Source organism: Clostridium swellfunianum, assembly GCF_023656515.1.
Taxonomy (GTDB): Bacteria; Bacillota; Clostridia; order Clostridiales; family Clostridiaceae; genus Clostridium_AT; species Clostridium_AT swellfunianum.
This window is the reverse complement of the sequence record NZ_JAMOFV010000006.1, coordinates 4,508,575-4,526,833: the sequence shown is the minus strand read 5'-3', so window position 1 is coordinate 4,526,833 and position 18,259 is coordinate 4,508,575. Positions and strand designations below refer to the sequence as shown.

Below are 18,259 nucleotides of genomic sequence, written 5' to 3'. Positions count from 1 at the left end.
GTTCTGACTCTGATTTTATCAGAATTGAAATAGTAATATAATTTTGTGTCAGTTCCTTAAAAGCCTTATAAAAGCTGCGAAGCACAATAACCTTGTAAAACAGCCATAGGCAATGGAAATCTACTTTAAGTTTTCATAGTAATATGCAACTTCTCATATAGATAAAATCTATGAACATTATATAAAATATATATTTTAATTATACTTGTAATGCCATTATAATAAAGGCGTAGACACAAGTATTTTACTGAAAGCGTTTAAATACATAAAAATGATTAATTTCGGGGGAGTAGGTAAAAGTATGAATTTAGTGGATTTAAGTTATTTGAACATCAATTGCCGTACGTCAGTTTACAGAAATTTAAGCACACCAGAGCTTATTGAAGAGGCTGTAATGAGAGGGCAAGGAACACTATCAGACAAGGGAGCCTTAGTGGTTCATACGGGGAAATATACAGGAAGATCTCCAAAGGACAGATTTATAGTTAAACAGAAAAGCATAGAGGATAAGATAAATTGGGGAGAAGTAAATATACCAATAGAAGAAGAGGTTTTTGACAGACTTTACAATAAAGTTGTAGATAATTTAAGCGATAAGGAACTATTTGTATTTGATGGATATGTTGGAGCTTTAGAAGAATACAAGGTTAATATAAGAGTTGTTACTGAATATGCTTCTCAAGCTTTATTTGCAAAGAATATGTTTAGAAGACTTGAAGATAAACAGCTGGAGGATTTTTCACCTTACTTTACCATAATATCTGTACCAAGCTTTAAGGCTAAGGGGGCAGAGGATGGAATTAATTCAGAAGCCTTTATTATTATAAATTTTGATAAAAGAGTTGTTTTAATAGGTGGAACACAGTATTCAGGAGAAATAAAGAAATCTGTATTTTCTTTAATGAATTTCCTGCTTCCTCTTAAGGGAGTTTTTCCAATGCACTGCTCAGCAAACATTGGAGAAGAAGGGGACACAGCAGTGTTCTTTGGACTTTCAGGTACAGGAAAGACAACACTTTCTACAGACCCAGAAAGAAAGCTTATTGGCGATGATGAGCATGGCTGGTGCGATAATGGAGTGTTTAACTTTGAAGGCGGCTGCTACGCAAAAACTATAAGCCTTTCAAAAGAAAAAGAAAGAGATATTTACGAAGCTATAAGATTTGGAACTGTTTTAGAAAATGTTGTGTTAGATGAAAACAGAATTCCAGATTATAATGATGGAAGCTTAACAGAAAATACAAGAGCGGCTTATCCGTTAGATTATATAGATAACATTAAAGAAAATGGAGTTGGAAATAATCCAAATACAATTATCTTTTTAACTGCAGATGCTTTTGGAGTACTACCTCCAGTTTCAAAGCTAACAAAGGAAGCAGCAATGTATCATTTTATGTCTGGCTATACAAGCAAGCTAGCTGGTACTGAAAGAGGAATAACAGAACCAAAAGCTACTTTCTCAGCTTGCTTTGGAGAACCTTTTATGCTAATGCATCCAGCAGTTTATGCAAAGCTTTTAGGAGAAAAGATAGAAAAGCATAAGGCTGAAGTGTATTTAATAAACACTGGCTGGTCTGGTGGAGCTTACGGCAAGGGTAAGAGAATGAAGCTTTCTTATACTCGTGCTATGGTAACGGCTGCATTAAAGGGCGAGCTAAAAGAGGTTTCTTTTACAGAGCATCCAATATTTAAGGTGCTGATTCCAGAAGAGTGTCCAGGAGTTCCAAGCGAAATACTTGACCCGGAAAACACTTGGGGGGATAAAGAGGAATATATGGCAAAGGCTGTAGAGCTAGCTTCCAAGTTTAAGAATAACTTTAAGAAGTTTAAAAATGTTCCAGAGGATATTGTTGAAGCTGGACCAGTAGAAAACTGCTCTTATGTTGAAATGGGAATTGCAGCAAGTAAATAAGATAAAATATAAGTAAGAGAGCAGCTATAGCATGTAGCTGCTCCTTTATTTGTTACCAACCAAAAAAATCCTCAGGAGCTGTTGAGTGCATAGTTTTTAATGGAATTTGACAATCCGTTATTAAGTCAGCTCCATTAGCTCCTTTTCCAGTAAAAGAAATGTGGATAAGCAATTCATCCTCATCAAAACGCTTTGTAAAATAGAACAGACCGTTTTGCTTTATGAAATCAAAGTCTATATTAAAATCATTGAGGTTCTTTATTTTAATTTTTCTAGCTGTACATTCCTGAGTTAGGCTTTGTCTAACAGAATTAACAAAGGCGTCCTCTTTTGCTTTACTTTTCGCCAAGTAGTTTGATATAAGGCTTTTTACATCCGCTTCGTTATACTTTCTTAAGTCAAAGCAGTATACCTTGTGCAAAGACTCAAGGGTATTATTTGGATTAAGAGTTTCAATATTTCTTTCAATTGATAATATACCATAATGATTAAAGGTAACAGTGAAATCTATTATGGCAATGCAGTCTTTTCTGTATTCCTCACCGCCTTTAGGCAAGCCAATAAACACGCTGCTGTCTTTAATTTCATTTATGCTATTTCTGATTATAGAATTAATCTTTTTCTCATAATCAGAATTTTTAATTCCAGCTATTACTGGATAGTGTATCCAGAGGTTTCCTATATCTCGTTTATAAACTTCTCCCCTTGTAGCAACAAAAATATTGTTGTTTCTTATAAAGAATTCTGAACGAAGCTGAGTTTTTCTTTGCGTTGATGAGTACCTGTCTGCTACATCAACATAATCATCAATTTCAGACAGGGGTACTTTAACAGAACTTCTTTCATAAAACCCCTTTTCTCCTTTATGGAAAACCATATACAGATCAGAGCCTGAAAGCACAAAGTTTTGGTCAGAATCTATGGTTTTAAAGGGTTCCTTTAGCAAATACTCTTCAGATATATCTTCGCCAGCAATACCTTCAACTACTTTTCTGTTTAACAAGGCTACATAATCTGTTCCTTCAGTAAAAATATCCTTTAAAGATAATTTTGTTCCATCTGTCAGTCTATATAATAATCCAAATTTTGGTGGAGTATAGTAGCCCCGTATGCTTATGGAAAGAAGATTATTTGCGTTTAATTCAACCCCACATTCAGCAAAGACCATTTGTTCACTGTCTTGTTCTGCTATAAAGTTTTTAACCTCTTTATCTACATCAGCGTGGATATTTTTATTAATTTTATCTTCTAAGGCTTTATCGCTAAGTCCTTTAATTTGTGGTAGAAATATTTGAATTTCACCTTTTTCAGTAGAAATAGATTTATTATTATATTTTATTTCAATTCCGTTTGTAAGGAGATATTGAGTCTTATTAGCTTTTTTAACCAGCTTTATGTCTTTTAAGGATACCTGCTGTTGTGGGCTTGAATAAGCTGAAGCTTCTGCATTGCTTATACTGTTCACCGATGGAGAAGTATGAATAGGCTTTGGTTCATCTCTATTGACTCTACTGCAGCCGCTTAAGAAGATACTGAAAAAAAGCACAACTAGAAACATAAGCCTTCTCATACTTACTTCACCTCTAAGGGAACATAGCCTGAAGCTTCTGCAAGCTTCTGACCATCCTTGCTAAGTAGCCATTCCAAAAGTTTTCTGGCAGGAGCTTCTGAAGGAGCTTTTTTATTTAAAACTGCGTAATAGCAAGTAGAATAAGGATATTTTCCAGAAGCTATGGTTTTATTTTCAGGAAATACTCCATCAACTGCAATAAGCTTTATAGTATCTCTGTTATACATTGTTTTCGCATAGTAAAAAACAGAGTAACCTAGAGCTTTCTCTGAGTTGTCATACTTTGCTATGCTTTCAATTAGTCCATCCATTCCATACACTATGGTCTTAGGAGAGTTTATCATAGCAGTATCCTTCATTACAAGCTGCTGCATAAGAGTTTGACTTCCTGAGTTCGATTCCCTTTGATAAGCGATAAGCTCCTCATCAGCGCCGCCAACTTCCTTCCAACTTTTTATTTTGCCTTGGTATATAGCCTTGATTTGGTTTTGAGTAAGTGAGTTTACAGGATTTTTCGTATTTACTAAAAATACAAAACCTTCCTTTACAATTGGAATAACCTCAAGTTCTATCTTAGCGTCTTTAGCTAAAGCAAGTTCTTCCTTTGAAGGCTCAGTAACAAGAATCATATCTGCTTTTCCATTTATTAAGTTTACATAGGCATCGTGAGTTGTATTGTGTTTAATAAATTTTGAGGCTTCCTCCTTGGAAATTTGAAGAATACTTGAAGCTAGAGCTTCTGATAAAGGAATTGTTGCTGTAGAACCGTCAATTTTAGGATAGGTTTCTTTTGTAAAGCCAGGCCTTATAATTTCTTTTGTGCTTGAGGCTGCAGGTGTTGAAGGATTAACAGGAATGTTTTTAGGGTTATCCTTTGTTAAATTGTTGGAGCTGCAGCCATATAGCAAGATATGTGCAGCCAACAGAGCTACAAAAAAACTTTTTTTCATAGATAATACCTCATATCTAATTGATATTTATTTAACTATAGTAAAATTATACCATATATTTTAGAAGCAATACATAAGTGTATGGAAAATCCATTAAGCGATAAATTTTTTTATTTTAAGAGTTTAAATTACTAAACGATTATTCTTGTAGAAAAAAATCAGATTTGATAAAATTATAAGTAAGAAAAGCTAGCTTTTTAAATAGCATATTGCTTTGACTGGAGATGTTTTATGGAAACTTATAATATGAAACATAGTGATAACAAAGTTTCAAACTGGAGCAGGATAGAAGAAATTGATAAATTGAATACTTGCGCTGAAGAGGTAATAAGGATTACCCCTTTAAAAACTATTGAATTATCTGATAGGGCTTTAGAGCTTTCACAAGAGCTACATTACGCTAGAGGAATTGCTAAAAGCTTATTAAATATTGGAAAAGCTTCATATGCTGTTGGAAATTTTGAAAAAGCAATAAGTTGTTTAATGGATGTACTACAGATTGCAGAAGATGAAAACTTTAATAAGTATGAAGCAGATACACTAAATGCTTTGGGTAACGTTAACCTTGACCTGACTAACTACAGTGTAGCTCTAGAGTATTATATGAAGTCTTTGGAAATTATGAGGCAGGGTGGGTTTGAGAGGGGCGAATCCAGCGTATTAAACAATATTGGCGAAATTTATAAAGAACTGAAGAATTACCAAGAGGCACTAAAATACTATTATCAGAGTCTTGAAATATGCAATTTGATAAGTGATGAAAATGTTAAATGTGTTTTACTTCAAAATATTGGAGAAGTTTACTATTACTTAAATGATTATGATTTAGCGAAGGAATATACAGAGAAAAGTTTGAATATGTCCTGCAAGATTAAAGATAAAATGGTTGAAGCAGCGTGTCAGCACCTTCTTGGTAAAATTGCCCGCAATCAAGGTGATACAGAGAAGGCTTTAAATTTATTTTTAAAAAGCTTGGATATTAGTAAAGCTGTAGGAGAAGTTAATTTTATAATAAGCAAGATGATAGATATTCATAAACTGTTGGAACAAAAGGGTAATAATGATGAAGCTATTGAGTATTTGCAAAATGCGCTAGTTTTAGCCCAAGATGTGAATTCTAAAGATATAATAAAAATATATTCATATCTAGCCCAAATTCATGAGAAGATAGGACAGCTTGACAAGGCTTTGAACTATTATAAAAGGTTTCACGATTCAGAAAGAAATAGTTCAAACGATGATATTTCACATAAATTAAAAAATATTACACTTCAATTTAAAATAGAGCAATCTCATCAGGAAAAAGAAATATACCGACTTAGAAACGTTGAATTGAAAGAAAAAACACAGGCCCTAGAGAAAAAGACAGCAGAACTTATGGAATCCTATCATAATATGAAGACCGTAAGTGAAATAGGGCAAAGCATTACTTCTACACTAGATTTTGAAAAAATTTTAGATTTAGTATATGAGAGTGTAAATAGTTTAATGCCAGCTGATGTTTTTGGAATTGCGTTATATCGCGAAAATACTGGTGATATTGAATACAGCTTATTTATTGAGGATTCTAAGAGAAATCCTGTGTATACTAACAAAATTGATAGCAAAGATAATTGGGCTTCCTGGTGTATTCTAAATAAGAAAGAAATGCTTGTTAATGATACTGACAAAGAATATAAGCAATATATTTCAGATAGAAAAATCACTTACGGAGTTAAAATGGGTTCCATAATATACTGTCCACTAATCTTTGAAAATGAAGTATTAGGTGTAATAACAGTACAAAGCAGAGAAAAAAATGCTTACTCTCAGTACAATCTTGATACTGTAAAAGCACTTGCTTCATATATAGCTATTGCAATTAGAAACGCACAAAAATCAGCTGCTCTCGAAAAGTTAAACGAGAAATTGCTCAGTCTCTCTAATTTGGATGGATTAACGGAAATACCTAACAGGCGGTATTTTGATAAAGAAGTTGAGATCTTATGGGAAAGTACAAGAATGAGCCATCAACCTCTTTCACTTATGCTTATCGATGTAGATAAGTTTAAGGAGTACAATGACAACTATGGACACCTCGCAGGGGATTATTGTATTCAACAAATTGCAAAAACTCTTCAAACTGTGGCGGTTGAAGCAGGGGGATTTGCGGCAAGATACGGGGGGGATGAATTTGTAACAGTATTTGCAAATACATCTTCCGAAGCTGCGCTTTGTATAGCTGAAGCTGTGAAAGATTCCATAGAAGCATTAAAGATAGAACATAATTATTCCGATGTGGCGGATCATGTAACCTTAACTGTTGGTATTTCTACTCTCATACCTAGGGAGGATTTATCGATAAACTGTTTAACAGATTTTGCTGACAAAGCTTTATATTCTGCAAAACAAAAGGGCAGGAATACTATAGTAAAATATTAATATATAAATATTCAAATGTTTCTGAGATAAAATTATCCTAAGTGCAAAATTATTAAGATTTTGCACTTTTTTTATTATTAAGGTTTTGTTTAAAAGAACACCAAAAATACACGAAATACACTAAAAAAACTTGGGTGTAAACGTTCATTAACTTATAATTGAACTAAGTAATATTGAAGGAGGACATGACAATGAAGCTTATAAATAATGCTATAGCTGGAACTTTAGAATCCAGTGACATCCAAATAATCATTGAGCCAAAAGCTGAAGCAGGAATAGAGATAGAATTAAAGAGCAGCGTTGAAAAGCAATTTGGAAGACAAATAAGAAAGGTTATAACAGAAACCTTGGACAGCTTAAAGATTGAGAATGCAAGAGTAATAGCTACAGACAAAGGTGCTTTAGACTGCACAATAAAGGCTAGAGTTCAGGCTGCAGCTCACAGAGCAGCAGGAGTTAAAGAAAAGTTTGATTGGGAGGTAATGTAGTTATGGAAAGATTAAGAAGAACCATGATGTTCCTTCCAGCAAGCAATCCTGCAATGGTGAAGGATGCTTATATATATGGGGCAGACTCCATTATGTTTGACCTTGAAGATGCTGTAGCTGTAACAGAGAAGGATTCAGCTAGATTCTTAGTTTACAATGCATTGAAGACAATTGACTATGGCAATACAGAGCTAGTTGTTAGAATAAACCCATTAGATGGTCCTTTTGGAAGAGATGATATCGAGGCTGTTGTTAGAGCAGGTGTAGATGTTATAAGACTTCCTAAAACAGAAAGAAAAGAAGATATACTAGAAGTTGAAGCTGCTATTGAAGAAGTAGAAAGAAAGTGCGGAAGAGAAATTGGAAGTACTAGAATGATGGCTGCTATTGAAAGTCCTATAGGAGTTATAAATGCTTATGAAATTGCTACCGCAAGTAAAAGACTTATCGGTATTGCTATAGGAGCTGAGGACTACGTAACAAACATGAAGACTAAGAGATATGCAGACGGAATGGAACTTTTAGGAGCAAGATCTCAAATTGTTATTGCAGCAAGAGCAGCAGGAATTTATGCTTTAGATACAGTTTATACAGAAGTTGATAATGAAGAAGGCTTCAGAAGAGAAGTAGAACTTATAAAACAGCTTGGTTTTGATGGTAAATCAGTTATAAACCCAAGACAAATTCAGCCTGTTCATGATATTTATACACCAAGTGAACAAGAAATTAAGAAGTCTATCACTATCGTTAGAGCTGCTAAAGAAGCAGAAGAAAAGGGCCTTGGAGTAATATCTGTAAACGGAAAAATGGTAGATAAGCCTATTGTAGACAGAGCAGAGAGAGTACTTCAATTAGCAGCCGCTGCAGGCGTTTATAAGGAAGATTAAGCAACGGGTAGACTAGCCTAATGGAACCGGCCATTTCAGGCTGCCCATTGTTCCGAGGAATGAAATGAGGAGGAAGAAATAAATGCGTAATAGTATCGGTAGAGAAATTCCACAAGAAATATTAAATGGAAAAAGACTTTTCGAAGGTGAATTTGCATTTGAAGGAGAAGTTGTAAAAGCAACTCCTAAAATAAAGCCAGTAAAGCCAGGTGAAACAAAACTTTTAAACAGCATTGAAGAAGCTGTTGTAAAGAGCGGTTTAAAGGATGGAATGACAATATCCTTCCATCATCATTTTAGAGAAGGTGATTATATCCTTAACTCAGTTGTGGATATAATTGCAAAGCTTGGAATTAAGGATTTAACTCTAGCTTCAAGCTCACTAGCAGGTGTACACAAGCCACTTATAGAACATATTAAAAATGGAGTAATTACAAAAATTACGACAAGTGGTTTAAGAGGTGCTTTAGCAGAAGCAATCTCCAGTGGAATACTGAAGGAGCCAGCAATCATAAGATCCCACGGTGGTAGAGCAAGAGCAGTAGAAGCAGGAGAAATCAAGATAGATGTTGCTTTCCTAGGTGCACCAGCAGCAGATGAATATGGAAATGCAAGCGGAACAAGAGGAACAGCAAATTGCGGTTCATTAGGATATGCAATGGTGGATGCTCAGTATGCAGACAAAGTTGTTATATTAACAGATACATTAGTAGAGTTTCCAAATATGCCTGCAAGCATCAACCAAACTTATGTTGATTATGTAGTGAAGATTGATTCAATCGGAGACCCTAAGGGAATAGCTTCAGGTGCTACAAGATACACTAAGAATCCAAAGGAACTTTTAATAGCTGATTATGCAAGAAAGGCAATAGTAAATTCACCATATTTTAAGGATGGATATTCATTCCAAACAGGAACTGGTGGATCTGCTCTAGCTGTAAGCAGATTCTTAAGAGATGAAATGATAGCAAGAAACATTAAAGCTAGCTTTGCTTTAGGTGGAATAACTAAACCAATAGCTGAAATGCATGAAGAAGGCTTAATTAAACATGTTTATGATGTACAGGATTTTGACTTGGTTGGAGCAGCTTCAATTGCAAAAAATCCAAACCATCATGAAATAGACGCTTCTTTCTATGCAAACCCACATAATAGAGGCTGCATAGCTAACAAGCTTGATGTTGTTGTTTTATCAGCGCTAGAAATAGATACAGATTTTAATGTAAATGTTATGACAGGTTCGGATGGAGTTTTAAGGGGGGCGTCAGGCGGACACTGCGACGTAGCTGCATCTGCGAAGTTAACTGTTATAGTTACTCCATTAATTCGTGGAAGAATACCTTGTGTAGTTGAAGAAGTAAACACTGTTATTACACCAGGCTCAAGCATTGATGTAGTAGTTACTGATGCTGGAGTAGCAGTAAACCCAAAAAGAACAGACTTAATAGAAGCTTACAAAGCAGCAGGAATTCCACTTGTAACTATTGAACAATTAAAGGAAAAGGCTTACAATATAGTAGGAGTTCCAGACAAGATAGAGTATGAAGATGAAGTTGTTGGTATCATCGAGTACAGAGACGGAAGTGTTATAGACGTTGTAAGAAAAGTAAAATAGGATGGTGATTATAAGTGAGCGAGTACTTTAAGGGAGAGGAGCAGAGTCTTCAGGATATATTGGAAGCAAGGGATATGAGAGTGGAATTTCAGGAGTATTTATTAAACAAATACAAAATGACTATCGTATCCTATAAGTTAAATATACCAGGCCCTGTAAAGTACAGCTTACTTATAAAGCAAATCTTTGATGCAGGCTTAGAAGCTTTTAAGCAGAAGCTTTCAGAAGCCTCTATAGATATAATTTTTGAAAAGGTATGGTATAAAAACAGCGGGCCAGAGTACTTTGCTGTTTTTAATATTATTCCGGTAAAATTGAAGCAACTTACAACTTCAATTGAAGAGAACCATGCTTTAGGAAGGCTTTATGACTTTGATGTTGTAAAGGCTGATGGAACTCAGGTTTCAAGACAGGAGCTTGGAATCGGGCAAAGAAAATGCTTATTGTGTGAGAACAGTGCTTTTGAGTGCGGCAGGTCGAGAAGACACGAGGTAAGTGCATTACTCGCTCATATCGAAGCAACAACAGCAGAATATTTTAAATTGTGATGGCTTAATTATCTCGCAGCCTAAAAAGTTAACAATTCAACTTTTTTTAAATATAACTTTTTAACAAGTTAAATTGTTTAACTTATAGGGAAATGAGAGGGTTGTCATAAATCTAAAGGAGGTTATAATATTGAATCCAATAAAGATTACGGAAACAGCACTTAGAGATGGACATCAGTCTCTTATTGCCACAAGACTTAAGACGGAAGAAATACTTCCTATCTTAGAGAAAATGGATAACGCTGGATATTATTCATTGGAAGTTTGGGGAGGAGCAACCTTTGATGCTTGTCTTCGTTTCCTAAATGAAGATCCATGGGAAAGATTAAGAGAAATTCGTAAAAGAGTTAAAAATACTAAGCTTCAAATGCTTCTAAGAGGTCAAAACCTTTTAGGGTACAAGCATTATGCTGATGATGTAGTAGAAGAGTTTATTAAAAAATCCGTTGAAAACGGAATTGATATAATAAGAGTTTTCGATGCATTAAATGATTTAAGAAATCTTGAAACCTCAATAAAAGCAATTAAGAAAGCAGGAGCTCACTGTCAGTGTGCAATAAGCTACACAACCAGCAGAGTTCATACAATAGAGTACTTTGTAGAGCTTTCAAAGAAGATGGAAGCCCTAGGTGCAGATTCAATCTGCATAAAGGATATGGCTGGTATACTAACTCCACATTCAGCCTATGAGCTTGTTAAGAAGCTAAAGGAAGCAGTAAGCATTCCAATAGAGCTTCATACACACAGCACAAGCGGTATAGCTTCAATGACTTACCTAATGGCAGTTGAAGCTGGAGTTGATATAATTGATACAGCAATATCACCATTTGGAGAAGGAACTTCACAGCCAGCAACAGAATCAATGGTTGTAACCCTTAAAGAAGGAAACCGTGCTCCAGAAATGGATGTAGAGTTATTAGGTGAAATAGCAGATTACTTCAAGCCAATTAAGGAGAAGTACAGAAAAGCAGGAATACTAGACCCTAAGGTTATGGATGTTGAACCAAAAACCTTATCCTACAAGGTTCCAGGAGGAATGCTTTCAAACCTTTTATCACAGCTTAAGACTCAAAAGGCTGAGCACCAGTATGAGGAAGTGCTAAAGGAAGTTCCAAGAGTTAGAGAAGATTTAGGCTTCCCGCCACTTGTTACTCCACTTAGCCAGATGGTTGGAACACAGGCAGTGTTTAACGTACTTACAGGCGAAAGATATAAGATGGTTCCTAAGGAAATCAAGGAATACGTTAAGGGGCTTTACGGAGCTTCACCAGCACCAATCAGCGATGATATTAGAAAGAAAATAATCGGTGATGAAAAAGTTGTAACAGTAAGACCAGCTGATCTTCTGCAGCCAGAGCTTGACAAATATAAAGCTGAAATTGGGGAATTGGCAACATCAATGGAGGATGTATTATCCTACACACTATTCCCACAGGTTGCTAAGAAGTTCTTTGAATACAGACTAAATGGTTCAGCAGTAACTGAGGCTGATGATAATAAAGACGAAGTACATCATATTTATGTAACTATGTAAGCAAGACTACCCATTGCACCGAACAACGGAGGTGAAAAAATGTCACTAAAAGACACATTGTTAAAAATATTTAATAGATATGAAGAGCCTGAGGAAGCTGTCGAAGAAAGCACACAGATTCAACAGGGATCTCTTGAAATTGATGAAGAGGATAGACTAGTGGTGGCTCTAGCAGCTTCAATTATGGCTGGTAAGGACAAGCCGGATTCTCATTACCATATTTCGAGTATTACAAGAATTAAGTAATTGATATTAGGGGCTTAACAATTAATAATTGTTAAGTGCAAAAAAGGAATACTAGGAGGATTAGAGAATATGAAAAAATATGTGATAAAGTTAAATGATAAGGTTTATGAAGTCGAAATGGAAGAAGTAACTGCTGAAACATCAGCTGCTATAACAACGGCAGCAAAGTCAGCTCCAAAAACTTCACCAGCTCCAGCTGCTGCGCCAGTTTCAGGTGGAGAAAAGGTTGATGCTCCAATGCCAGGAAATATTGTTAGTGTTAATGTTAAAGCTGGAGATGTAGTTAAAAAGGGTCAAGTATTGCTAGTATTAGAAGCTATGAAAATGGAGAATGAAATTGTTTCACCTGTTGATGGAAAGATTGCTTCAGTAGGTGTTGCAAAGGGAGATGCTGTAAGTACAGGAGATTTTCTTGTTCAATTTGCATAATAAAAACTTAAGGAGGTTAAAGGTCTAAATGACCTTTAACGAGTAATCAGCGAGCGGAGCGAGTGATCTTTGATTACTCAGTGTTTCCGACAAAAAGGAGGAAAATTATACAATGGATTTTTTACTTGATGGCATTATGGCTATTACAGCTAAGCAACTAGTAATGTGGCTTATTGGTGCAATACTTATTTATTTAGCTATAGCAAAGGATTTTGAGCCAGCATTATTATTACCAATGGGATTTGGAGCAATATTAGTTAATATACCTTTTTCTGGAGCAATAACTCAAACACTTAATGGAACCGAGATGGAAGGAATACTGGACTTTCTTTTCCATGGAGGAATAGCAACAGAAATGTTCCCACTGCTTTTATTTATAGGTATAGGAGCAATGATAGACTTCGGACCACTTTTGTCCAACCCTTTCATGCTTTTATTCGGAGCAGCAGCTCAGTTTGGTATATTCTTTACAATCTGTGCAGCAGCACTTTTAGGCTTTGACATGAAAGATGCAGCTTCAATAGGTATTATAGGAGCAGCAGACGGTCCTACTTCAATATTTGTAGCTAACTACTTTAATAGTAAATATATAGCACCTATAGCAGTAGCAGCATATTCATATATGTCACTTGTACCAGTAATTCAGCCATTTGCTATAAAGCTGGTTACAACTAAGAAAGAAAGAATGATAAGAATGCCTTACAAGCCTTCTAGCATATCAAAGAAAACTAAGATATTTTTCCCTATAGTAGTTACTGTAGTTGCAGGACTTATAGCTCCAACTTCTGTAGCACTAATAGGATTCTTAATGTTTGGTAACTTAATAAGAGAATGTGGAGTTCTAGAGAGACTATCCAAAACTGCACAAAATGAACTTGTTAATATCATAACTTTATTACTAGGAATAACTATTGCTTCTACTATGAGAGCTGAAGAATTTGTAAGCTTACAAACATTAATGATAATTGGTCTTGGACTTGTTGCATTTATTTTTGATACAATCGCAGGATGTTTATTTGCGAAGTTCTTAAATCTTTTCTTAAAGAACAAAGTAAATCCAATGGTTGGCGCTGCAGGAATTTCAGCCTTCCCTATGTCTTCAAGAGTAATTCAGAAGATGGCACAAAAAGAAGACAATCAAAACTTTATATTAATGCATGCTGTTGGAGCTAATGTTGCAGGACAGATAGCTTCAGTTATAGCTGGTGGATTAATACTAAATCTAATATAATTTTAGGCAGGTGGAATATATGAATAGCGCAGTAATGGCAAACTTTAAGACATCATTAGGTGTTTTAGTATCAGGTATGGCTGGAATTTTCGTAGTATTAATTGCAATATATCTTTTGATCAAGTTATTAATATTTGCATTCCCAGAGCCAAAATCAAAATCAAAATAATTTAAATGCTAAGTAATATAAAGCTATTAGAAGCTGTAGGTGCGGTTTAATGTGTATAAACCCATCTACAGCTTTTACTTTTTATGAACAAATATTTCTTTGAATAGAGATACATATACAGAATGTTTTTCAAAAAGGCAGAGGTTATAGCTGCTCAAGCAGAAAAATTAAGGCTTATCTTAAGACTTAATAAATTATGGAATAATTGCCACTAAAATCATAGTGTAATAATCTTGTGATGGATAATAATAATAGTACAAACAACAATTATTACATAATAAAAACAAAGGAGGACATCGATATGTCAAACAGAAGTAATAGAGTATTAGTACCACAAGCTAAAGAAGGATTAAACAAGTTCAAAATGGAAGCTTCAAGAGAAGTAGGAGTTAACTTAAAGGAAGGCTACAATGGAGATTTAACTTCAAGAGAAGCTGGATCAGTAGGCGGACAAATGGTTAAGAAAATGGTTGAAGCTTACGAACAAAAACTATAATAAATACTATAGTAAAAGCTAATTATGAAAAGGGGTAGTTTATCTTAAAAGAAAAACTACCCCTTTTTATTAAAAAATTTTAAAAAGTAGTTGAAAATAAAAATAAAGGTGGTAATATTTAATTAAGGACTATTTAAGGACATGATGTTAGGAGTGAAAAATTATGCCTTTTAAGGTAGCGGTAGTAGGGCCTAAAGATTTAGTGGACAAGACATTGGAGGAAGGAAAAAGGTTTAAGGATTTAGTTCTTGAACAATATATATACAAAAATGAAAGTGAGAGCATAAGGATAGCAAATAACTGTGCTAAAGAATCAGATTTAATTTTATTTACTGGACCTATACCGTACTTTATGGTTAAAAAAGCAGTAGATAAAGATATCCCAATGCTTCATATTTCCTACTCAGGTACTGCTTTTTATAGAACGTTATTTAATAATATGGAAGTTTTAAACCTAAGCTCTAAAGATATTATTAGATTTAGCATTGATACGATTCATAAAGAGAGTGTTGAGGAGATGCTTGATGAGTTAGGCTTAGATAGATATGAAATCAATGTTAAGGATTATGAAAGTTATGTTACCGCTGAGGAGTTAGTTGACTTTCATTATAATTTGTATAAAGGTGGCAAGATAGATTTTGCAATAACTTGTCTTACTTCAGCCTATGAAAAATTAGAAGAGCTTGGCGTACCAGTCTGTAGAACAGAGCCTACAAATATATCTATAAGACAGACCCTAGAACTTGCAGCCTTGGAAGCAAAAAACATTGCAGCTAGAAAAACCCAATTGTGTGCAGGAGTATTGAAAGTTTTAAATTGGAATGATTTAGATAATTACTCTCCATCAGAATATGAACAGCAAAGAATGAAATTGACTATGACCGAACTATTCATTAACTTTTGCGAAAAAATGAAAGCTTCTATGAAATTTGTTAACGAGGATGAATATAGATTTTATGCTACAAGGGGAGCGGTAGAAGCTACAACAGAAAATTATAAATTTATGCCCTTAGTACAAGAAATAAGCAACCAGCTTCCATTTAGAGTTTGTATAGGGTTAGGGTATGGATATTCGGCAAATGAGGGTGAGAAAAATAGTAATGAAGCCTTAAAGTATGCTATTAACTATAATAAGAACAGCTGCTATGTTGTGTTAGAAGATGGAAAAGTAAAAGGACCCTTGGAGCCTGGAAAATCTATTGAATTTTATTCTAAAACTGAAGAGGAAAAAATAATTAAGTTGTCTGAAAAAACAAATATTAGTGTAATGACTCTAGGAAAGATATCTGGGATAATGAAAAATTTAGACAAGGAAACTATTACAGCAAATGAAATAGCAGACAGCCTAAATATAACTCTGAGAAGTGCAAGGAGAATACTAGTAAGCCTTGAAGAAGCAGGCATAGCCTCAGCAATTGGCGAAGAACAGCCAGCTGGTAGGGGCAGGCCAAGGCAAATCTTTAAAATTTCCTTCTAAGGTTTATTTTATAATAGGATATATCTATAGGCTTATGTTACACCTAATTAGGGACTATTAAAGGACCTTGATTTAAAGTTTAAATGGAAGTGATTATAATGAAAAAGAATTTAAGAAACGAAGTTGAAAATATTATTGATAAAGTTATAAGTATCAGACGAGAATTGCATAAGTATCCTGAACCAGCTTTAAATGAACATAAGACAGCTGAATTTATTGCTAGTGTGTTGGAAAGCATGGGAGTAGATACGCAGAGAAGTATTGCAGGTACTGGAGTTGTCGGAGTAATTTTTGGAAGCAAGCCAGGAAAGACACTTGCTATTAGGGCAGATATAGATGCATTAAATATCGAAGAAAAAAATGAGATTTCTTATAAGTCTGAGAGAAAAGGATATATGCATGCTTGTGGTCATGATGGACATGTTGCAATGGCTATTGGTGCTGCAATGGTATTAAACAGCATTAAGGATCAAATCGTAGGGAATATTAAATTTATTTTTCAGCCAGCCGAAGAGCAATATGGCGGAGCTGAAAGAATGTTAAAGGAAAATGTTTTAGATATTCCAAAGGTTGATGCCATTATAGCTGCTCATCTATGGCCAGATGTTCCAAAGGGGAAAATAGGTATAAAAGAAGGATGTATTATGGCTTCTAATGATAAAATTGAAATCAAACTGTATGGGAAGAGCGCTCATGGTGCTATGCCTCATTTAGGGAAAGACGCAATAATTGCAGCAACAGAAGTAGTTAGTGCTATACAAAGTTTTATTGCTAGGGAAATAAATCCTTTAGACAGTGCTGTGGTTACAATTGGAACTTTTAATTCAGGAACAGCCTATAATATAGTTGCAAATGAGGCAATGCTTACAGGAACTGTGAGAACTATAGATAATAGAACAAGGGACTTTGCTGAAAATAGATTGAGAAAAATAGTTGAAGGTATTTGTATAGCTAGTGATGTAAGCTTCGAATTTAAATACACAAAACAATACCCGGCAACTATAAATAATCCTGAAGTAACTAGCTTCATTAGGGAAATAGGAGAAGAAGTTTTAGGTAAAGAGAATGTGTTGATGCTCACAAATCCATATATGACAGCAGAAGATTTTGCTTATTATTTGCAAAAGGTGCCGGGATGCATGTTCTTTATCGGTACTAGAGATGATGAGAATAAATTCCCTTTACATCATGAAAAGTTTAATTTTGATGAAAGAGTTTTAGGAATAGGAGTAAAATTATTAACAGCTTCTGCAATAAAATTTTTAGAGTAATAAGAGGTGGTAAAAATGAAAGAAATTTTAAAAGGAATTTTTCCAGCAGTGCCTATACCTTTCAAGAAGAACGGTGAATTAGATGAAAAGGCACAAGAGAGTTATATAGAATATATGAAAACGCAAGAAGTTTCAGGTTTTGCTGTATGGGTTCATACAGGAAGAGGGCTTCTTATAACTGAAGAGCAAAGAGAATATGTATTGAAGAGTTGGAGAGAGGCCTTTCCAGATAAATTAATTATTGCTGGTGTAGGTGCAAATATAGCAGAATGTTTAAAGTGTGATAATCCAGAAGATGAATATATAAAAAGAAGCTTAGAGATGGCCATAAAAGCTAAAGAATTAAAAGCCGACGCAGTGCTTGTTTATGCACCAAATATATTTAAGGGAAACGAAGACCTGAATAGTAAAATAGTTAGCTATCATAAAGAAATAGCAAAAGTAGGCCTTCCAGTAATATTGTTTTACTTATATGAAGAAGCTGGTGGTATATCTTACTCTAGAAATGTTTTAAGAGAACTTCTTTCAATAGAAGAAGTTATAGGAATAAAGATGGCTACCTTAGATTCTGTTATGTCATATCAAGACACTGCAGAATTCATCAAGAAGGAATTTCCTCAAAAAATGCTTATAACAGGGGAAGATAGAATGTTTGGATATACTCTAATGCGTGGAGCGCAAGGAGCATTAGTGGGATTAGGGGCTGCCTGTGGAACTTTGCAGAAGAGAATGATGGATGCATACTACAATAAGGATTTTAAGCTATTTGTTGAATTATCAGAGAAGGTTGATAAGCTTGCAGAGTGCACCTTTGTAAAGCCTATGGAAGGATATATTAAGAGAATGCTTACAGTTTTAAATCTTCTTGGAGTAATACCTAAAGAATCAACTTATGACTTATTTGGACCAATTGAAGAGCTTGATACTGAAGAAGTGAAAAAAATTGAGTCAGTGCTTAAAGAAATTGGGGAACTGTAATAAGAGTACATAGAAATAGGTAGTTTATAAGTTAAAA

Annotated in this window: 17 protein-coding genes; 15 read left to right on the top strand and 2 right to left on the bottom strand. The window is 34.6% G+C overall.

What is annotated here, in order from left to right; genetic code table 11:
* The first annotated feature begins 301 nt into the window (after nt 1-301).
* Entirely contained in the window at nt 302-1,912 is a 1,611-nt protein-coding gene (gene pckA / locus NBE98_RS21365) for a phosphoenolpyruvate carboxykinase (ATP) (protein WP_250817058.1), read from the top strand.
* 52 nt (nt 1,913-1,964) lie between these two features.
* Here the strand turns inward: pckA and NBE98_RS21360 are convergent, their stop codons facing one another.
* Entirely contained in the window at nt 1,965-3,482 is a 1,518-nt protein-coding gene (locus tag NBE98_RS21360; protein ID WP_250817056.1) for a DUF4163 domain-containing protein, read from the bottom strand.
* 2 nt (nt 3,483-3,484) lie between these two features.
* A complete protein-coding gene (locus tag NBE98_RS21355; protein WP_250817054.1) occupies nt 3,485-4,432 on the bottom strand; it encodes a PstS family phosphate ABC transporter substrate-binding protein in 948 nt (315 codons plus the stop codon).
* A 231-nt stretch (nt 4,433-4,663) separates the two neighbouring features.
* On the opposite strand from NBE98_RS21355, the gene NBE98_RS21350 reads away from it, so the two are divergent.
* The 14 genes from NBE98_RS21350 to NBE98_RS21285 all read left to right on the top strand — a co-directional run bounded on the left by NBE98_RS21350 (nt 4,664) and on the right by NBE98_RS21285 (nt 18,222).
* Nucleotides 4,664-6,853: a diguanylate cyclase domain-containing protein gene (locus NBE98_RS21350; RefSeq protein ID WP_250817052.1), complete on the top strand. Its 2,190-nt coding sequence runs from the start codon at nt 4,664-4,666 to the stop codon at nt 6,851-6,853.
* Between the two features lie 191 nt (nt 6,854-7,044).
* Entirely contained in the window at nt 7,045-7,341 is a 297-nt protein-coding gene (citD, locus tag NBE98_RS21345; RefSeq protein WP_250817050.1) for a citrate lyase acyl carrier protein, read from the top strand.
* Between the two features lie 2 nt (nt 7,342-7,343).
* Nucleotides 7,344-8,228: a citrate (pro-3S)-lyase subunit beta gene (citE, locus tag NBE98_RS21340; RefSeq protein WP_250817047.1), complete on the top strand. Its 885-nt coding sequence runs from the start codon at nt 7,344-7,346 to the stop codon at nt 8,226-8,228.
* Nucleotides 8,229-8,310: 82 nt separating this feature from the next.
* Nucleotides 8,311-9,843, top strand: a complete 1,533-nt coding sequence (gene citF, locus NBE98_RS21335) for a citrate lyase subunit alpha (protein WP_250817045.1) — start codon at nt 8,311-8,313, stop codon at nt 9,841-9,843.
* Nucleotides 9,844-9,857: 14 nt separating this feature from the next.
* Nucleotides 9,858-10,391 carry a citrate lyase holo-[acyl-carrier protein] synthase gene (citX, locus tag NBE98_RS21330; protein WP_250817043.1) on the top strand — a complete coding sequence of 178 codons (534 nt, stop codon included), beginning with the start codon at nt 9,858-9,860 and terminating at the stop codon, nt 10,389-10,391.
* Nucleotides 10,392-10,521: 130 nt separating this feature from the next.
* Nucleotides 10,522-11,925: an oxaloacetate decarboxylase subunit alpha gene (locus NBE98_RS21325; protein WP_250817041.1), complete on the top strand. Its 1,404-nt coding sequence runs from the start codon at nt 10,522-10,524 to the stop codon at nt 11,923-11,925.
* Between the two features lie 39 nt (nt 11,926-11,964).
* On the top strand, nt 11,965-12,171 hold the full coding sequence (locus NBE98_RS21320; RefSeq protein WP_250817039.1) for a hypothetical protein: 207 nt from the start codon (nt 11,965-11,967) through the stop codon (nt 12,169-12,171).
* 69 nt (nt 12,172-12,240) lie between these two features.
* Complete coding sequence (locus NBE98_RS21315) at nt 12,241-12,600, top strand: biotin/lipoyl-containing protein (protein ID WP_250817037.1); 360 nt, start codon at nt 12,241-12,243, stop codon at nt 12,598-12,600.
* Between the two features lie 112 nt (nt 12,601-12,712).
* Complete coding sequence (locus NBE98_RS21310; protein ID WP_250817035.1) at nt 12,713-13,831, top strand: sodium ion-translocating decarboxylase subunit beta; 1,119 nt, start codon at nt 12,713-12,715, stop codon at nt 13,829-13,831.
* A gap of 19 nt (nt 13,832-13,850) precedes the next feature.
* Nucleotides 13,851-14,000 carry an OadG-related small transporter subunit gene (locus tag NBE98_RS21305; protein WP_250817033.1) on the top strand — a complete coding sequence of 50 codons (150 nt, stop codon included), beginning with the start codon at nt 13,851-13,853 and terminating at the stop codon, nt 13,998-14,000.
* A gap of 301 nt (nt 14,001-14,301) precedes the next feature.
* On the top strand, nt 14,302-14,496 hold the full coding sequence (locus tag NBE98_RS21300) for an alpha/beta-type small acid-soluble spore protein (RefSeq protein WP_250817031.1): 195 nt from the start codon (nt 14,302-14,304) through the stop codon (nt 14,494-14,496).
* 163 nt (nt 14,497-14,659) lie between these two features.
* A complete protein-coding gene (locus tag NBE98_RS21295) occupies nt 14,660-15,973 on the top strand; it encodes a helix-turn-helix domain-containing protein (RefSeq protein WP_250817029.1) in 1,314 nt (437 codons plus the stop codon).
* 98 nt (nt 15,974-16,071) lie between these two features.
* Nucleotides 16,072-17,244: a M20 metallopeptidase family protein gene (locus NBE98_RS21290; RefSeq protein WP_250817027.1), complete on the top strand. Its 1,173-nt coding sequence runs from the start codon at nt 16,072-16,074 to the stop codon at nt 17,242-17,244.
* A gap of 15 nt (nt 17,245-17,259) precedes the next feature.
* Complete coding sequence (locus tag NBE98_RS21285; RefSeq protein WP_250817025.1) at nt 17,260-18,222, top strand: dihydrodipicolinate synthase family protein; 963 nt, start codon at nt 17,260-17,262, stop codon at nt 18,220-18,222.
* Nucleotides 18,223-18,259: the final 37 nt, after the last annotated feature.